The following is a 19246-nucleotide window of genomic DNA, read 5'->3' on the forward strand; positions in this document are numbered from 1 at the left end:
CTTTAGGTCAAAGGAGTAAGACGGAATGACCAAATCAATGGGAAAAGCATTCAGACGCGCTGTACAGGACAATAAACCACTGCAGGTATTGGGTACCATTAATGCATATACCGCAATGTTAGCAGAATCTGCAGGTTGTAAAGCTATCTATCTTTCAGGCGCTGGTGTAGCTAATGCATCTTATGGCATACCTGACCTTGGGATGACCAATTTATCACAAGTTCTTGAAGATGCCCGCCGAATAACCGATATATCTTCATTACCTCTTTTAGTTGACGTGGATACAGGATGGGGACATGCCTTTAATATTGGCCGTACCATCAAACTTATGGAGAAAACAGGTGTAGCAGCGATTCACATCGAAGATCAAGTGTTAGCCAAACGATGTGGTCATAGACCCAATAAAGCGATTGTTTCCGAAAAGGAAATGGGGGATCGAATTAAAGCAGCGGTCGATGCGCGTGTAGATCCTGATTTTGTTATTATGGCAAGAACTGATGCCTATGCAGTAGAAGGTATGAGTGCCGCTATTGAACGGGCTCAACTTTGTGTCGAGTTGGGCGCTGATATGATATTTCCTGAAGCAATGACTACTTTGGATGAATATCGAATATTTACACAAAGTATCAAAGTACCGGTACTGGCCAATATAACCGAATTTGGTAAAACACCATTATTTACTCGAGATGAACTCAATGATGCAGGAGTATCATTAATTCTTTATCCTTTGAGTGCATTCAGAGCAATGTCAAAAGCTGCATTAACAACTTATGAGACTATAGTCCAGCAAGGCTCACAAAAAACAGTTCTTGATGCAATGCAAACCCGAGAAGAGCTGTATGCTGTTCTTGGATACCATAAATACGAGGAAAAGCTGGACCAACTGATGGAGGAAGAAAATGAGTAGTAAGAGTGGAGGTTTAGCCGGTGTTGTTGCTGGACAATCAGCAATTGCTACTGTTGGCCTGGCAGGGAAAGGTTTAAATTACAGAGGTTATTCTATTGATGATTTAGCCGAATATGCAAGTTTCGAAGAGGTTGCCTATTTATTAAATTATGGTCATCTTCCAACACAAAGCGAATTGGATCAGTATACGAAAAAACTAATAAGTTTGAGAGGTCTACCCGAACAATTAAAAACCGTACTGAAATTGATTCCCAAAAACACACACCCAATGGATGTATTAAGAACTGCCTGTTCTTTTTTGGGGAATATTGAGCCTGAGAATAATTTTTCGCAACAATATGAAATTGCTGACAGGCTTTTGGCGCTCTTTCCTGGAATTATGTGCTATTGGTATGCCTATCATTATGAAAACAGGGAAATTTCCGGATACAGTGATGAACAAACCACTGGCGGCCATTTCCTGGAACTGTTGCACCATAGAAAACCTGAGAAAATAGAATCTGATATGATGAATGTATCGCTCATTCTCTATGCAGAACATGAGTTTAATGCATCAACCTTTGCTGCACGAGTTACAGCTGCGACACTGTCTGATTTCTATTCTGCAATTACCAGTGCTATTGGCACTCTTCGTGGTCCTTTACACGGAGGCGCTAACGAAGCGGCCATGGAACTGATTGAGAAGTTTAAAACACCCGATGAAGCTGAATCCGGATTAAAGCACATGCTGGCAAACAAAGCATTGATCATGGGCTTTGGCCATAGGGTTTACACTACAAGTGATCCGCGTTCTGATATTATTAAAAAATGGTCTTTCAGACTTGGCGAAGCGAAAGGAGACTTGACGCTGTATCACATCTCCGAGCGGATAGAAGAGGTGATGTGGAGCGAAAAGAAACTATTTCCCAATCTTGATTTCTATAGTGCTTCGGCGTATCACTATTGTGGAATACCTACTCAACTGTTTACTCCTATTTTTGTCATGTCTCGAATTACAGGCTGGTCTGCCCATGTATTTGAACAAAGAGCCAATAATAAACTGATCCGCCCAACTTCTGAATATATTGGTCCTGAACGAAGAGCATTCACTGAAATTAAGGATAGAGGTTAATATGAGCAGTTATGTAGAAGATAATGTGAAACCTGATTACGATCAGGTGATCGTGGATATAGTCGATTATGTTTTAAACACTAAAATTGATAGTGTACTGGCCTATGAAACTGCACGTCTCTGTTTAATGGATACTTTAGGCTGTGGTCTGTTAGCGCTGAATTTTTCCGAATGTACCAAGCTGATGGGCCCAGTAGTTCCGGGAGCTACCCTCTCCGGTGGAGCTCGAGTTCCAGGAACTGATTATGAACTCGATCCTGTTCAGGCTGCCTTTAATATTGGAACCATGATACGTTGGCTGGATTTTAATGATACCTGGCTTGCCGCTGAGTGGGGACATCCATCCGATAATTTAGGGGCTATATTAGCTGTTGCAGATTATTTATGCAGACAACGGTGTGGTGAAGGAAATGCTCCCATTTTGATGCATGATGTATTAACGGCAATGATTAAAGCTCATGAGATTCAAGGATGTATTGCACTAGAAAACAGTTTTAATCGTGTAGGATTAGATCATGTTTTTCTGGTTAAGATTGCCAGTGCCGCGGTAGCCGCGCAACTTTTTGGTGCTGGTCGCGACATGATGTTACGAACTTTATCTCAGGTTTTTGTGGATGGGCAAAGTTTAAGAACATACCGACACGCTCCTAATGCGGGCTCCAGAAAATCCTGGGCGGCAGGGGATGCTACATCTCGAGCAGTGCGCCTGGCCTTAATTGCTAAAGCAGGTGAGATGGGATATCCCAGCGCTTTAAGTGCGCCTACCTGGGGTTTTTATGACGTATTATTTGATAAAAAGCCATTTAAATTTCAACGATCTTATGGCAGTTATGTCATGGAAAACGTTTTATTTAAACTGTCTTATCCTGCAGAATTTCATGCGCAAACTGCTGTTGAATGTGCGGTCGCTTTACATCCATTAGTCGAACAACGCTATGATGACATAGCACGCATTGAGCTGGTCACACATGAATCGGCTATCCGAATAATAAGCAAACAAGGAGCTTTGCATAATCCTGCAGACAGAGATCATTGCTTACAGTATATGGTGGCCATTGGGTTGCTGTTCGGTGATTTAAAGGCAGAGCATTATGAAAATGCCGCTGCAGCAGATCCACGAATTGATGCTTTAAGAGCTAAAATGCATGTGACTGAAAATGAGCGTTTTTCTCGTGAATATCATGATCCTGAAAAACGATCCATTGCAAACAGCATCAAACTGGTATTCAAAGACGGGACAGAAAGCGATTTAATTACTGTGGAATATCCAATTGGTCATAAACGTAGACGTGAAGAGGGTATTCCTGTGTTAATTTCCAAGTTCAAGAATAACCTGAGTACTCGATTACCTGCAGAACGAGTGGAACAAATCATGCATGCAATGAGTGATACTAATATGCTGGCTGCTATGAAGGTCAGTGATTTTATGGCGCTGTGGGTTGTTAAATAAGCTTACTTTCTAGCCCTTGATTTGTCCTGTATTAATGTAGTGTTATTCAGAATTAATTAAGGGCTTTATGAAATAAAACCATCATTAAGCCTCTCACTCTTAATGCTGCGGGATGGCGAAATTAAGGTTGTGCTCATAACATGAATCTCCAATAATTCCTTGAAAAACAAGTTCAGATCCATTCTCTGGATTCCGCGGTCGATGCCGCAGAAATTCGAAGTGGGGAGGTTGCTTTTATCTGGGTTTTACCGCGTATCCAGCCAAATCTAAGCAGAACACGATATAACTACCTCGTCTTCTGGAAAATCATCAGCAAATGCATTTATTTTAGAAAGTGTAGCCATTGTATTTTGAGCTTTTATCGCTGAATCTGTATTAAAAAAGGTATGCTGTATATTGTGAGCTTTTTGATACAGGTAGACTACAGGATATAGTACAATTAAACTTGCAAGTACAGTTAAAATTGTATCTAGTATACCCAATACACCTCTGTGCTGTTCAAATATACATTTTTGCTCTTCAATTAGGGTGGTGTTTCTCATACAAAAAGCACGTATGGCACTCCCACTGATGGGTTTGTCTAAAGGAAAAGCTGTACTCATCTCATTATTGATTTCACCTAGGAGTCTGTCTAGAGCCTTATATACTTGGGGATTGTTATAGCGATATTTATTTCGTTTATCATTCAAATCATCCAACATTTCGTATAACTCGTAAAAAAGTCTGCCATGTTTATGAGCTTTAGTCTTGGTTAACATGTTTCTGAGTTGTTGTGAGTTGATAGATAAAGGTAGGGAGGATTTGTCCTTGCTTGCAGTCTCTAAGTCACTAAATAATACCACTTGAACTGGGTTAACTTGGTGCTGGCGGAGGTATTTTTTAAGATGATCCTGATGACTAATAGTATCTGTAGCAATCAATCTAATATCATCACCTAATCTCGAAGGAACACTGTTGCGGTATTCCCCTCCATAAGGTCTGATATTACTAGACTGAGATACAAATATAATTGGATAAGTTGCCTTTAAAAGGGCTTGCTGATCCATGGTAAGATTAAATTGCTCTTGAGGTGTGTGAACTAGCTTATTAAAAACACGAATACGATCCTCCAGAGCAAACACATATTTTTTAGCCTCCTTACTTAAACCTACAAAATAATCTGCTCCCACTCTTTGTGAAAGAAATTTTTCTATACACTCATTGATACAATACCCATTAACATTACGAGAAAAATATCCAAAATGATGTTCATCATATTGTTCACTTATTTCATATTTGGGTAGTGTTGGTTTTTTTAAACTAAAAAACTGTGAGATTGGTAATTCAATTTCTTTATCTACAGCTGCAAACCCAGATTTAATGACTGCCTTCTTAGGAAACTTGAGAACTTTAAGGACTTTTCCAAGATTTTCCTCTGTTGGGTTTAAAACAATATCTTTCATATCGATATTATGCAGCATGATTTTTTTGACTATTTGTTCCATGTTCAAAAGGCTATATGCTGCATCTGTAATATCTCTTTTTGTCAATGAACTGGATTGAGCCAAGGCCTCTTTTATTGCCTCAAAATCAGGATGAATATAAGTACCCAGCAATTGAATAAAATAATAAAATTGGACTGTTCCTTGTAATTGTTGATTTAATGTATCAATCTCCGTTTTAGTGATTACTTGATCAAGTGATTGATGCATTTGCCGTGCACGAGTAAAATAAATCAGAAATAAATTAAAATTTGAAAACCCACTAGCTAAACCGTATTTAATTGAATGTTTAAAATCCTGCAACGCAGTACTGCTAGCTAGCGGTTTAAACAGTGTATAATTCGCAGTGATTTTTTTTAAATTGTAATTTCCTGTTAACACATTTCCATAAGAAGTTGCCCCAATGTCCTCCTCTTGCACACTTTTAAAACCTAATACACTGTAACCGCCTTTAGTTAACTCACCAACCATTGGCGCTGTTTGAAAGTCATCTATCATCTTTAGTACAGGCATAAGTTGAAAATTTGTTTTTGATATTAAGGCCAGTGTTGCAGACGTTGTACCATGTATAAAAGGATCAAATGGGGCAGCAGGTATTGTATCTTTAGTGTTTTTTAAATTTTTAAATTCATCGGGCACCAAGGCTTGAATTTCAGGATACTTTATAACATCTTGGACAACAGCTATGAATACATTGCCCGCGTGCTCGAATTGTAGTTTTTTGGCTGGAGTATGACTACTTGGATGGCTAAAAATGGGCTTATTATCCAGATCCAATACAGTACTATCAAAGAACATATCGTGTTGATCATAAATCATTTGATGCATTGATTTAATCAGTGCGATAACTTCATTGTGATGTACTTCTTGATCAAACCTCTCGATAGTATTTAGAGTGTTAAAGATATAGCTTGAATCAAAAGAGCCTATACAACGCATAAGATCTAGATTATCGCCTAAATTAACCAGTTTACGAATATAATCAAAGGCATTGCAATCCTGTTCGTCGATACCTAATTTGCATAATTCTTTTTTGTACACTGTAGGTTGGTCTTTCCAGTGTACTGCATTTGCAAATAATTGAGCTTGAGCATCCTCCAACCCTAAAGATTTTAAAATTTCTAATGTATTGGCTGCGCTTTCAGCTTCCCAAATATCTGCACCTTCACCTTTTCTAGCTGAGTCGTGGCATGTTGTTGTTATTAAAATAAGTAATAATGCTGTTTGTGTATCTGTTTTAAGATGGCTAGCTATTTTATCAAGGGCTGAATGTACATAGACTGGAGCTAATTTTTTCAGAAGCTGATTCATGACCAAAGACCATAAAGTAGCACGACTGGCGTGCATGCCACCATGTATTATTCGCTCAATATGACCATCCTTTAAGTTGCTTTTTTTACTGCCGTTCATGGGTTTTAAATAATATTTTTCAATTACTTCTTGTGCTTTTAAAGGAAAATTAGCTTCGGTTAAGGTAATCATAATTTCAATCGCCCGGATTAAAAAAAACGCATAGTAACACAAAAGAGGTCTGTTTGGGGATGAATTGCGCCACTTGTGCTACTAGCTGGGCAATAGAGTGAATGAAGTTATCTTTGAGTGTTCAGGAAAAATAAAGCGTCCACTTCCTTTATAACATGGATAATAAAGGGAATATGAATCACATTGCAATCCATATCAGCATCATACTCAGTTACCAGCAATGTTGACATGTCCCATTTTTCCTCAAAGAAGTATTATTTTTTTTGATGCTCATCAAAATTGGCAAAAGCCAGCTTCACTGCATCGAGACAATTGAGTACTTTGGGTTGACCAACGTATAGCGTTAAAAGTACCAGCATTTCCAGGATTTCTGCTTTAGTAACACCTAGCAACAAACAATTTTCAGTATGTAAAGCAACTTCAAATTGCACGGTATTGTCAGTAATGATAGACGCCAAAACCATTAATTCTTTTTCACGCATACTCAGTGATGGAGTTTTGTTTTGCCATATCTCATGTATTCCCTGACGAACAATTACATCGGCTAATTCAGGGGAAAAATCCTCAATTTGCTTCAGCAAATCCAAGCCTTTAGGAAGATAACGCTTTTTGACTAGATCAACGCCTGATTCATAATCTTTTTTAATATCATCACTTTTCAAAATAAGTATCCTTCTTATTATGCTAAAATTTAAATCTTCAATAACAATATAGTGCACAACACCCCAAAAGTCTTTAGCATGAACCTTATATTTTCCTGTGCAAACCAGCTGACGCCAATACTTTGGTGGCGATTTCTTCAATAGAATACTTGGTAGAATTAATGTACGGAATCCCTTCTTTTTTATACATCGCCTCTACTTCAGTAACTTCGAGTCGGCATTGCTCTGATGAAGCATATTTGCTATTGGGTCTGCGTTCTGAACGAATCTGCTGTAATCGGTGTGAATCAATAGTCAGTCCGAATAACTTATGTTTATAAGGCCTCAAAACTTCAGGCAAATGAAAGCCTATCAAATCATCTTCTGTAAATGGATAATTCGCTGCTAATATTCCATATTGTAAAGCCATATATAAACAACTTGGAGTCTTTCCGCATCGAGAAACTCCGATCAAAATGATATCCGCCTTATCATATCCCCGAGTTTTAATTCCGTCGTCATGCGACAATGCAAAATCAACAGCTTCAATTCTATGCGTGTAGGATTTATCGTTAGCTACACCATGCGTTCGACCAACGGTATAAGATGATTTTTCATTTAATTCGGCTTCCAGGGGATCAATAAAAGTACTGAACAAATCAAAGACGCAGGCATTGGCATTCTTAAACAATTGGCGAATTTCTGGATTGACTAATGTCATAAATACCAGTGGTTTAATGCCTTGTTCTTCAAAGGATTTATTAACACGCGCAATGACATGCTCCGCTTTGTGTAGTGAATCGATGTAGGGTATGGTTTGTTTTTCAAACTCAATATTTTCAAATTGAGTAATGAGACTGTTTCCTAGAGTTTCCGCGGTAATACCTGTTCCATCAGAAAGCATAAAAACCTGGCGTTTCATAAAAAATCCTTAAAATATAAATAAAGTAATGAATGTTAAACGAATTATGAAATATAAGCAGCAAGTGTACTTATTTGCCCTCATCTGCTATCTTAAAACAAGGTCTATTTAGATTGTAACACTACGGAAGGATATCATGGAGCAAGACAGATATTCCATAAATAACAAATTGTATATATTGGGAATTATTAGTTTGATCCTGGCTTTGGGATTGTTTTTCTTCAGCATGTACATCCTGCCTTATTTAATTTGGAATTTATATTATGACGTACCCGATCTGGTAAGTGATATGATCATGTTTTTTGAAAATAGGTATGATTACGGCGAAACCGTGAGTAAAATTGTTACCTGGATGATTTTCTTTATGCCCAGTTTGATTGCTGGCTATATTTCATACTATATATCCAATTACATTGATGATCAAATTTTGGGTCTTGCAAAAAAACCAGACCCTGAAGAAACATTAGAACATGAGAAAGAAGTTAAAGAGTCGCTGGGATTAGCTGCTAAAATTATTTTATTGATGGTATTAATTGTAGTTGTGGTATTTTTATTACAATTTATTATTCAAAGCACCGCATAATACTGACAGGAGTATCCATGTTTAATATCAAACGCTGGAAAATCAAACGACTGACCAAGAAAATTAAAGCCATGCAGAATAACCGGGTTAATAATCAACCTGGAGATGAAGTCATTAAACGAGAAATTTTGTGTTATTACGAGCTGGCCGGATTATTCAAAAAGCTGCAAGGTAATAAAAATGCACCTTATACTGAAATAATGATAATTGAATGCTATCGAAAAGCTGCTGAGCTCGATGACTCTGCCGCACATTACCAATTAGCCCAAATGTTTGTTGATGAAGCTAAATACAGACAAAATCTGCATGATGAGGGCGTATTTAATAGTCCTGCAAACCAGAAAAGAAGCCAGCAAATTTTTGAAGAAGCACATGCTCACTTACTGGCTGCTGAAAAATTAGGACATATCGGTGCTAAAAGATTAAGAGGGCTATGCCTGATTAATGGCTGGGGTCTTGATGTTGATAAGGATAAGGGTTTTGAGCTGATTGTTGAAAGCATTGAGCAAGAAGGAAGCTGGGATAAAATCCCACAGATTTTTGCCTCTATGGGATTAAATAAACCTGAATTTTTCTCTGCAATCATGCAGCGCAGAAAGGATGCACATTAAACTGAACATGATCGAGAGACTTACAACCAAAAATGCAAATACCAGGCAATGATTGATTGCCCCCAAAACATGGAAATGAGGCCAGCAATGCAGAGAAAAGGGCCAAAAGGTATGGTTGTATCTCTTGATTGTTTACTTGCACGTAAATAGATTATGCCAATAATTGCTCCGCTGATTGACGATAACAGGAGAATTAAGGGTAAATAGACCCAGCCGAACCAGGCGCCAAAGGCAGCGAACAATTTAAAATCACCATGCCCCATCCCGATTTTTCCTGTAACTAAATAGAATAACTGGATAAACAACCAAAGCCCTATATAGGCTCCAGCACAACTCAAAACAGCGACTGGAAGGCTGGCAAACAAGTTTTGTGTGTTGGCAATAAGACCAATCCAGAGAAACCCTAAGGTCAGACTGTCAGGCAACAATTGATGATCCAGGTCAATAAACATTAATGAAATTAAAGCCCATATCCCCAAGAGCGCAAAAATTAATTGTGCGGTAAATCCAAAATGCCAGGCTGCATATAAAGAAAGAAGCATCGTTAACAATTCTATAAAAGGATAACGCAGAGAAATTCGATGATTGCATGCAGAACAACGGCCTTTTAATAATAAATAGCTGAGAATAGGGATGTTTTGCCATGCTTTTACCTGCGTTTTGCACTCAGGGCAAAAAGAGCGGGGTAAAAATAAATTGAGAGTCTGGTGTTCCTTTTTATCGGGAATAGCTAACAACTCACAGCATTGCTCTCTCCATTCTGACTGCAACATGATTGGCAGGCGATAAATGATGACGTTAAGCAAGCTTCCAACAGCAAGAGAAATCATCATGATGATCACATACATCAAGGCGGGATGATAGTTTAATAATTCGTTTATCATGAATGGTTCAAGTCCTTATCCGGTTCTGATTTATTCTTGTGATTAGACTGCTGATCCCAGTTTAAAGATAGGCAGATACATAGCAACCACCAAACCGCCAACCAGAACACCTAATATTGACATAATTATAGGTTCTAATAAACTACTTAAAGCATCAACTGCGTTATCGACATCTTCTTCATAGAAGTCAGCCACTTTGCCAAGCATCTTTTCCAACGCTCCTGACTCTTCACCTATTGCAACCATCTGAATGACCATATTGGGAAAAAGATGAGTATTTTCCATGGCAACATTCATTTGTTGCCCAGTAGCTACTTCTTCTCGAATCTTGTCAGTAGCATTGGCGAAAATGATGTTTCCCGTTGCTCCAGCAACAGATTTTAATGCTTCAACCAGTGGCAACCCTGCAGCAAAAGTGATGGATAGTGTTCTGGAAAAGCGAGCTATGGCTGCCTTTTCAATAATGGGTCCAAGTACGGGTAATTTTAATACTAATCTATCCATGTTTTCTGCGAAATTGACGGAATGATTTTTTACATAAATCAATGCATAAACACCTGCGCCCAATGCTCCAAATATATAGTACCAATAGGCTTGCATAAATTTTGACATGGAAACGACCGCTGCAGTTAATGCCGGTAAATCAGCCCCAAACCCTTTAAATAAGGATTCAAATTGCGGAACGACAAAGATCAATAAACCAGCGGTAACGATTAAAGCAACAACCATGACGGCTATTGGATAAGTCAGTGCTTTTTTAATTTTCTTCTTGATGGTTTCAATCTTTTCTTTATAAGTGGCTACCTTATCCAGCATGACATCGAGGGAACCTGATTTTTCACCGGCATCAACAAGGTTACAAAATAATTCGTTAAAAAAAGCAGGGTGTTTCACTAAAGCTTCAGATAAGGTAAGGCCGGTTTCAACATCGTGCTTTATCGTTTCAATCAAATCTTTAAGCCGCTTGTTTGATTGACCTTTCGCCACTATATCAAAGGATTGTACCAGAGGGATTCCAGACTCTATCATGGTAGCTAACTGACGACTGAATACGGTAATATCGCCGGGTTTTATTTTTTTGTTTTTTCTATCGAATAGTGGTTTTCGCTTTTTTACTACTTTATTGGCGACAATACCTTGTTTTCTAAGGTCTGCTTTGGCTATAGCCATACTTCTGGCTTCAATATCACCAATCATTTTTTGACCTGATTTGTTTATCCCTTCATAATGAAAAGTTAAAACCGGATTTGCTTTTTTATCCATGAAATTAATCAACGGTTACCCGATTGACCTCCTCTATGGTGGTAATACCTTCCTTCACTTTTTCCAAACCGGACTCAAAAATGGTTAGCATTCCCTCTGATTGGGCGATTTTTAAGATTTCCAGGGAGTTTCCTCCGGACATAATGAGTTGGCCAATTGGTTTAGTCATGGGAAGTACTTCAAAGAGTCCAACACGCCCACGATATCCATTGGTGCATTGGTTACACCCCACTGATTTATATAATTTGATATCCAGTAAATCACTTTCTTTAAAACCTAATTCCAATAATCCCTGATTAGTGAAATCATCTCTGATTACTTTGCAATGATCGCATAATTTTCTGGCCAGACGTTGAGCGATAATAATAGTTACTGAACTGGCAATATTAAAAGTAGGTATGCCCATATTAACCAAACGATTTAAGGTTTCTGCAGCACTATTCGTATGAAGGGTTGATAATACCAAGTGTCCGGTTTGTGCCGCTTTAATTGCGATTTCAGCCGTTTCTAAATCCCTAATTTCTCCAACCATTATGATATCGGGATCCTGACGTAAAAAAGAGCGCAAAGCACCAGAGAAGGTTAAACCTGCTTTGGGATTTATATTGACCTGATTAATACCAGGGACTTTGATTTCAACGGGATCTTCTGCCGTTGATATATTGACTTCGCTGGTGTTGAGTATATTCAGAGCGGTATATAACGTGACTGTTTTACCACTTCCAGTAGGTCCAGTTACCAGAATCATACCCTGAGGACGTTCAATGGCTTTTACAAAGTGTGAACGTTGAATAGGGCTAAATCCAAGAGCTTCAATTCCTAACTTGGCTGATCCGGGATCTAATATCCTCATGACAACCTTTTCTCCACCCGAAGTAGGGCAGGTGCTTACCCTGAAATCAATCGAACGGGTTTTGGAGATTTTCATCTTAAAGCCACCATCTTGTGGAATTCGTCGCTCTGAAATGTCCAGACAGGACATTACTTTTATTCGTGCCGTGATCCGGGAAGCCAGACTGACCGGAGGTGTGGCTACTTCATGTAAAATACCGTCCTGTCTGTAACGGATGCGATATTCGCGCTCATACGGTTCAAAATGAATGTCTGAAGCTCCTTGTTTAATGGCATCCAGTAAAATTTTATTAACAAATTTAACAATTGGGGCATCATCAGTAACTGAGGCGGATACCTCACCTTCGTGATCTTCATCATCGGCACTGATTTCCAGACCTTCCAATTCATTGGAATCATCGACATAATCGGATAATCCCTGGCTTTCTTTTGCGGTTAATAATCGCTCAATTAACAAAGAGAGTTTGTCTGTTTCAACTACAATCGCATTAGTATTTAAGCCTGTATGAAACTGAATTTCTTTTAGAGAGGATTGTTTGCTAGGATCATCTGTTGCCAGATATAAATTACTACCTCTGGTAAATAAAGGGATCATTGAATGACGACGGATTAATTTTTCGTTAACCAGGTTGGCAGGTATGGCATCGAGATCAATACAATTCAAATCGATCATTGGCACGCCAAAATTTTGCGCTGCAGTCAAAGCAATTTGCTCCGCAGTCAATATATTATTTTTTACTAAGTATTGTATTAGAGAAATTTTTTCAGAAGCAGCAGATTTATAATACTCAATGGCCTTGGATTTTTCTAATAGCTTTTCGAGAACAAGAAGTTGTCCTATTCCCTGCAATCTTTGTTCGTCAGTCACTAGAACCATATTTTGTATTCAAAGTGTATATTATTTTTAACTATAGTTAAAAACTCATTTAATTTCACGAATTTTAGCTATTATTTGCCTTTAATCCTATAGTTAAGTGATGCGGGACAAAGAACAACCTCATCCCTATTGCTGAGAGAAACCGGTTGCTCAGGTGTTTGCTATATTCATTATTGGGTAACTCGTGCTGTAATTGGGATGGTGAAGTGGAGAGGGAGGGAATTCAATGAGTGATTCAATACAAATGGATTCACCTTATAATGGATTTCACTTTTAAAATTGAATTGAGAATGCATCGAGTTCGATTTAAATCATTCAAAATGAATTGTTTGATCAGGAATCTCGTTGTATTGTAGATTAATCAATTAATTATTATCAAAACAGGTACTATTTTGTTAATCGCACAGCAGTTACACCATTATCAAGCCTTGAATAAGTGGTTTCAAACGCCACTGGGCTTGTCTGTTGTGCATGAGTTTGCCAATCAATTAACTCCGCTCAATGACTGTTTAACAGGAGAGACCCTTTTACAATTGGGTAATTGTGGTGATAATCCCTGGATGGATTCGTTACGCTTTAACAGCAAATGGTTGGCTTCTCCATTCGATCTTCAGAAAAAATTCAGCCTTGAATGCTCCTTTAGCCAAATACCGTTAAATAGAAACAGCCTGGATTGCGTAATCGTACCTCTGGCCCTGGAACCTTTTGATAACAGTTACTCCCTGATAGATGAACTCGATCGTGTTTTAAAACCGATGGGCCTTATTGTATTCTTTAGCATAAACCCATGGAGTTTATGGGGAGCTGCGATGAAATTGGGGTTATTGCATTGTTATGATAACCGAAAAATAAAAATGCGTACTGCCTTTAATCTAAATCGAATTTTTTTACAAAGAGGCTATAGACAATGCTCTTTAAACAATTTTGGCTATATGCCTCCAGTTAATAATCAATCCATACTCAACAAATTGACCTTTGTTGATGAGGTAGGTAAGATGATTTGGCCGTTCCCATCAGGCTTTTATTGCTATATAGCTCAAAAATATGAATACATTAGCCCTTCATTATTAGTTCAACCGCTGGAACAAATCAGTGTCAAAGAGTATAAATCCCCATTACAGCCGGCAACGAATTAATTATTAATGTATAATTATTTGAACAATACACTCATCTTTCTGTATACTTCAATTTGCTTTAAGTAAAGGTTACATTCATGACGAAAAAAACATTGTTTAAAATCACTTTCGCTAATCAAGAAGCAATTTATGAAATATACGCCCGTTCTATTAAAGAAAGCGAAATGTTTGGCTTTCTTGAAGTAGAAGAGTTGGTATTTGGTGAACAAACTGCTTTGGTCGTAGATCCTTCCGAAGAAAAACTAAAAATGGAATTTAATGGAGTCAAGCGTACATTTATCCCCATGCATTCAATCTTTCGAATTGATGAAGTAACGAAACAAGGTACCGCTAAAGTCAAGGACAATCTGGGTTATGGCAATAAAGTCAGTCCATTTCCAGGAACAGGTAAAATAAAAGATTAATTTATTTTTAAGTGACACCAGTCATGTTCTATAACAATTCAGTATCAATATCGAAGGAAACTAAATGACCATCCCTAGTAAAATAAAGGCAGTTTATGAAAAGTCAACCTGTTTATTTACTACCAATGAAGTAGAAGCCGCACTGGATAGAATGGCTATTAAAATTCATGAAAAACTACAGGATCAAAATCCAGTCATATTATGTGTCATGATTGGTGGCTTAGTCCCCTTAGGCAACTTGCTGCACCGTCTGGACTTTCCATTAGAAGTGGATTATGTGCATGCTACCCGCTACCGGGGAGAGATCACTGGCGGTGAAATTCATTGGAAGGTCAAACCTTCTGTTAATTTGGAAGGTCGAACGGTATTAATAGTCGATGACATACTGGATGGCGGAGTAACGTTAGCTGCTATTATTGATGAAATTAAAGCGATGGGAGCAAAACAAGTATATAGTGCTGTCCTGGTCGATAAATATCGCAAAAGGGTGCCTAATGGTCTCCAAAAAGCTGATTTTGTGGGTCTCGAGGTAGAAGATCATTATATCTTCGGGTACGGTATGGATTATCATGAATACCTCCGTAATGCCCCTGGAATTTTTGTTGTACATCCTGATCACGAATAAATTCAGTTGTCATTGTTCTGCATATCTGCGGATTTTTTTCCGTCTTGAATCTGTTAATGATCTCCATAGAATTGTGGAGATCGCTCTAATTGTTCGAGATGAGGTTTCCAAGACTTTATTGGTAATTGATTGATTTAAAAAAATTTGTATTGTTCTAATCATCCAATATATCATACAAACAGGCGTGAAGATGACGCAGGAGAGTGGTGTTGAGTCTCGTCATCACTTACTCGAAGTCCATAATCCGTCCTTTTAGCTTTATCATAAACACCCCATAATAATATTCCATTACTGTCAGCAAAAAATTTCTTCATTGGATGTCTAATTTCCTCCATTTTGATACGAGGTAATTGTGTGGCAAATTGTTCCTCAAAACAGCTTTGCAGAAGAATCAAGCGTTCATAGTTCCATGCGTTGTTTTCATTGGGTAAATTCTGCAGAAACTTGTTCATTCGGTTGCAATAACCAATAACCATCGCTTTTTGTAAACTGGGGTATTGACTGGTATTTCTTAGCCAGCTTGCAATAAAATGGGGGCCTCCAAAATTACATTCGTAATGATCTACTAGCGTAGTCCATAGATTGTTTTTAATAACATAGCTCAGAAAATCATGTACGTTTTTCCCCTCTGGTAACCGAATAGTACCTTGTTGAATAAAAAAGGATATGGCAGCCCACTGCAATCGATGACCATTCTCTCCATGCAAAATACCTGGTAAATATTTTGAACATTCCTTGAAAAGATAGCCGGATAAAAGCAAATTATTAGCATACTCAGAATCCACAAATCCATGAAACCGTGGTACAACATCACCTGTAGATTCCCGCTCCAGGTTAAATCCATTTTCCCGCTCCAGCTCCAATAGAGTCAGATGCAATGCCTGATTGAGTTTTCTTTGTTCGGTGCTTAGCGATAAATACCAATCCATAGTAGTTTGTCCCGGATAACTTATCTCAAAAAAATGGATGTTATTGTGCTTAAGCTCATTAGGTATATCGGGAACATGTTTTATTTTCGGTTCAATTTTACCTTCCAGAAAGACCCAAAATGGTTCCATTATTTCAGGTGAGCGAAATAAAGTAACAATATCCGTCCAAGTATTCTGAAACTCACCGAGTTTATCAATTCTAAAGCTCAGTTCTCCTTGAGAAATGGATATACCCGGTATAGACATCAGGCCTTGGTTCAGATATTGGGTATTATAGTAACGATAGACTGGTCCCAGATCTTTTGACAGCTGCAACAAAACATCAAAAAATGTATAGTGTTCAAATCGCAAAGCAAGTAAACCGGCTAGCTTGATAAATTTTGCCATAGACAGTGCATTAAGTTGTTCACGGTCCCAACGCCCATAACTTTTCTGAGCATATTTATGTATTATTTGGTATGTTTTTATTTTTTTGAGATTGAGAGAAAAGTCTTCTATCAATAATTCCTTAGCCATGCCGGTAGCTATTTTAGAGGCACAAGATTGGATGCAAATATCATCGAATTTGTCCGTGTATATATCCAAAAGATAATCGCATTCTTTACGTGCCTGAGTTACCGATTGATCAAAAAAACGAGAAAAAGTAAATCTTTTGAAATTTTCACTGTACAATGGAACTCCACCAATTCGCATGAGCACATACAGATATTCCAAAACCAAAAAATTACCATTAGCCACCATATCAAACCAGACTTCCTTGGGTTTCTTTGCCATTATAAATGAAGGCTTGCTACCGGGAAAAATGTAGGTATTAATATAATGTTTGATTAGTGCCGCATGGAAATAGTCAAGGACCTCAACTCTGCTGTCGGTATTGATAAGAAAATCAAGATGGTTTGAAAAACATTCAAAATTATGGTGTTCTTCCTGGCTCACCATACCACGATTAAATCTATAGCCAACACCATGGATTTGATTACGACATTCTTGATGATTATTTCCGACATAGCTAATACATAATCCTTGGTTTAACAGTACAAACAGTTTCATCACTCCATAATGAGAGCTAAATAAGTATGTAATGACTCTGCCATGATAGTGTTCATCCTCTCTTGCACAATGGGCATAATGGTCAAAAAAATCGTTTGTAGCACTCTCCGGGCATGCAAAATGCCCCGGCTTGGACAGCACCATAGTCTTTGTCATTAGATATAAACGAAAAATACAATCCTCATCCGTGCTGCGCTCCAAATCATTAATACCGTTCCAACGCTGTTCATCACATTTATTTGAAAAAGTTTCTATCGCAAAACAAGAGGGGATTTCTGCTTTATAATAGTTCTCTGCTTTAGCCAGTTCACGCACAGCAGGCAAGCACAGCAGGCATTTTGCAAGGCTGATTTTTCTCTCACTTAGAGCCAACCGTAACAAGCCATTAGGCTGTCTATAACAACTGTCGCCTTCGTCGGGAATCCAATCCCTATGCATGTGTTCTGCAAGAGATTGGATATGCAAAAGCTTTCGCAGATATTCATGTGCTGTAAAAGTGTCCTGCCGAATAAAACGACGTGCAAAAAGCATGGCTAAACTAATTTCCTGTAAGGAAAAACACGCATCAGTATTTGATGAGGCAGGTATTTCCTCAGCATAGCGCCACTTATCCAGTTGAAACTGGATGAATTGGTCCACTTTGATTTGTAGATCTGTTTGTCGGATCTTATCGACTTTAGAAAATATACGAGGATATGCAAGAAAATAGTTAATAACAGTCTGATGTCCTGAAAATAGTGCTCTGACTAAAACATCCAAATCACCAGCTAAAATCATATCCTCAGGCGAGTATTGCTCAAAAAATGACTCGAAATAATGTGTAATTTGCAGTTGGTTGGGGTTCATTAGCCCTAATGAATATAATTTGAATTCTTGCATTGAAATGGTTTTTTTTATCGTTTCAGGCTCCATGTGCCTTGCAAATAACTTCAGTATCTCAAAACAACCTTGAGATGTTGCTACCCGCCACAAGCTCAAACGAGTGTCAGAGTTCATCAGCTTTGTGATCAGCGAAGGAATTAATTCCTCAAAAATCTCAAAGACGCAAACATCATCAGAACTTAGTATTCTGCCTGACAGAATATTTAATATATAAGTGTCAATACGTAGTTTTTCCCTATTATCCAAAGACATATTTTCTATAAAGCATTTAAGCAAGCTGGTTCGGCCCGAGATCACAATGGCGTGGAGCGCAATAATATCAAGTACTTTCATATTGTTTTTTATTGCATCGAGCAAAACCTGATCTGTTTCCTTCCAGTGTCCAAAGAGAACGCATAGAATAGAACAGTATTGCCGCTCTCGTAGTAGTAGCCTTTGGGATGATTCTTCCAGGGGTTTTTTCAAGCGAAACAATTCTTCCTTACTAATTTGGCAATTAAAAAAATCGGGGCTGGAGAAAATAGACCATGGAATATTTTTAATTAATGGGTGAGAAGAATGCTCTTCTGGCGTGTTCAGTTTTAACATGGGATAATTCGCTTAGCGGTTTAGGGTCTGTTGACAATTCAAGTTTCGACGTCCCGCGACTTGTTCGCGGGATCCAATTCACTCTTTATAGGCGCAATATATTGTTGTTTTGCGCAAGATCTGTCGATTCCGCGAACAAGTCGCGGAAAGTAGGCTTTAACATAATGAAATGTCAACAGCCCCTAGTAATAAACAGCAAAGATTAGTATAAAAAATCAATTCATTTAACCGTATAAAATACGGTTAAATGACACATAAATTGCCATGACAATACAAAAAACACAGACAGTAATCACCTCCACCTCATCCCGAACCCGAGCGTAGCGTTGAATCCTTTATATATGTTCAAAATCCAGTCCAGGTCTAAAGTATGGATTCCGCGGTCAAAGCCGCGGAAATTCGAAGCATGGCATTTGCTCACACCGAACCGAACAAAAAACACAGACGGTAATCACCTCCACCTCATCCCGAACCCGAGCGTAGCGTTGAATCCTTTATATATGTTCAAAATCCAGTCCAGGTCTAAAGTATGGATTCCGCGGTCAAAGCCGCGGAAATTCGAAGCATG

At 38.2% G+C, this 19246-nt stretch carries 15 protein-coding genes; 8 read left to right on the forward strand and 7 right to left on the reverse strand.

Annotated features, from left to right (window positions below; translation table 11 throughout):
• The first annotated feature begins 25 nt into the window (after nucleotides 1-25).
• The 3 genes from prpB to ELY21_RS13100 are packed head-to-tail and all read left to right on the forward strand — an operon-like array spanning nucleotide 26 to nucleotide 3468.
• Nucleotides 26-907, forward strand: a complete 882-nt coding sequence (gene prpB / locus ELY21_RS13090; protein ID WP_127110148.1) for a methylisocitrate lyase — start codon at nucleotides 26-28, stop codon at nucleotides 905-907.
• A complete protein-coding gene (gene prpC / locus ELY21_RS13095) occupies nucleotides 900-2018 on the forward strand; it encodes a 2-methylcitrate synthase (protein WP_127110150.1) in 1119 nt (372 codons plus the stop codon). Before prpB ends, prpC begins: the two co-directional genes overlap by 8 nt.
• Nucleotide 2019: 1 nt before the next feature.
• Entirely contained in the window at nucleotides 2020-3468 is a 1449-nt protein-coding gene (locus ELY21_RS13100) for a bifunctional 2-methylcitrate dehydratase/aconitate hydratase (protein WP_199741716.1), read from the forward strand.
• 266 nt (nucleotides 3469-3734) lie between these two features.
• Here the strand turns inward: ELY21_RS13100 and ELY21_RS13105 are convergent, their stop codons facing one another.
• The 3 genes from ELY21_RS13105 to ELY21_RS13115 all read right to left on the reverse strand — a co-directional run bounded on the left by ELY21_RS13105 (nucleotide 3735) and on the right by ELY21_RS13115 (nucleotide 7994).
• Entirely contained in the window at nucleotides 3735-6431 is a 2697-nt protein-coding gene (locus ELY21_RS13105) for a SidE phosphodiesterase domain-containing protein (RefSeq protein ID WP_127110152.1), read from the reverse strand.
• Between the two features lie 254 nt (nucleotides 6432-6685).
• The gene (locus ELY21_RS13110; RefSeq protein WP_127110154.1) at nucleotides 6686-7093 is read right to left on the reverse strand and encodes a carboxymuconolactone decarboxylase family protein; all 408 of its coding nucleotides are present in this window, start codon (nucleotides 7091-7093) and stop codon (nucleotides 6686-6688) included.
• An 85-nt stretch (nucleotides 7094-7178) separates the two neighbouring features.
• The gene (locus tag ELY21_RS13115) at nucleotides 7179-7994 is read right to left on the reverse strand and encodes a pyruvate, water dikinase regulatory protein (protein ID WP_028384648.1); all 816 of its coding nucleotides are present in this window, start codon (nucleotides 7992-7994) and stop codon (nucleotides 7179-7181) included.
• A gap of 136 nt (nucleotides 7995-8130) precedes the next feature.
• Here ELY21_RS13115 and ELY21_RS13120 point away from each other — a divergent pair, with 136 nt between their 5' ends.
• Together ELY21_RS13120 and ELY21_RS13125 are read left to right on the forward strand one after the other, a co-directional pair.
• Nucleotides 8131-8577 carry a hypothetical protein gene (locus ELY21_RS13120; protein WP_127110156.1) on the forward strand — a complete coding sequence of 149 codons (447 nt, stop codon included), beginning with the start codon at nucleotides 8131-8133 and terminating at the stop codon, nucleotides 8575-8577.
• A 17-nt stretch (nucleotides 8578-8594) separates the two neighbouring features.
• Nucleotides 8595-9188 carry a hypothetical protein gene (locus tag ELY21_RS13125; RefSeq protein WP_127110158.1) on the forward strand — a complete coding sequence of 198 codons (594 nt, stop codon included), beginning with the start codon at nucleotides 8595-8597 and terminating at the stop codon, nucleotides 9186-9188.
• A gap of 20 nt (nucleotides 9189-9208) precedes the next feature.
• Here the strand turns inward: ELY21_RS13125 and ELY21_RS13130 are convergent, their stop codons facing one another.
• The 3 genes from ELY21_RS13130 to pilB are packed head-to-tail and all read right to left on the reverse strand — an operon-like array spanning nucleotide 9209 to nucleotide 13064.
• A complete protein-coding gene (locus tag ELY21_RS13130; protein ID WP_127110160.1) occupies nucleotides 9209-10072 on the reverse strand; it encodes an A24 family peptidase in 864 nt (287 codons plus the stop codon).
• Nucleotides 10073-10114: 42 nt separating this feature from the next.
• A complete protein-coding gene (locus ELY21_RS13135; protein WP_127110162.1) occupies nucleotides 10115-11335 on the reverse strand; it encodes a type II secretion system F family protein in 1221 nt (406 codons plus the stop codon).
• Nucleotides 11336-11339: 4 nt separating this feature from the next.
• Nucleotides 11340-13064 carry a type IV-A pilus assembly ATPase PilB gene (gene pilB / locus ELY21_RS13140; protein WP_127110164.1) on the reverse strand — a complete coding sequence of 575 codons (1725 nt, stop codon included), beginning with the start codon at nucleotides 13062-13064 and terminating at the stop codon, nucleotides 11340-11342.
• Nucleotides 13065-13456: 392 nt separating this feature from the next.
• On the opposite strand from pilB, the gene ELY21_RS13145 reads away from it, so the two are divergent.
• The 3 genes from ELY21_RS13145 (at nucleotide 13457) to ELY21_RS13155 (ending at nucleotide 15229) form a co-directional block, all read left to right on the forward strand.
• Complete coding sequence (locus tag ELY21_RS13145) at nucleotides 13457-14200, forward strand: methyltransferase domain-containing protein (protein ID WP_127110166.1); 744 nt, start codon at nucleotides 13457-13459, stop codon at nucleotides 14198-14200.
• 77 nt (nucleotides 14201-14277) lie between these two features.
• Nucleotides 14278-14604, forward strand: a complete 327-nt coding sequence (locus tag ELY21_RS13150; protein ID WP_028384641.1) for a DUF1820 family protein — start codon at nucleotides 14278-14280, stop codon at nucleotides 14602-14604.
• Nucleotides 14605-14668: 64 nt separating this feature from the next.
• Entirely contained in the window at nucleotides 14669-15229 is a 561-nt protein-coding gene (locus ELY21_RS13155) for a hypoxanthine-guanine phosphoribosyltransferase (protein ID WP_127110168.1), read from the forward strand.
• 170 nt (nucleotides 15230-15399) lie between these two features.
• Here ELY21_RS13155 and ELY21_RS13160 read toward each other — a convergent pair whose 3' ends face one another.
• A complete protein-coding gene (locus tag ELY21_RS13160) occupies nucleotides 15400-18678 on the reverse strand; it encodes a hypothetical protein (RefSeq protein ID WP_127110170.1) in 3279 nt (1092 codons plus the stop codon).
• Nucleotides 18679-19246: the final 568 nt, after the last annotated feature.

This window comes from Legionella sp. km535, assembly GCF_003990085.1.
GTDB classification, from domain to species: Bacteria; Pseudomonadota; Gammaproteobacteria; order Legionellales; family Legionellaceae; genus Legionella; species Legionella moravica.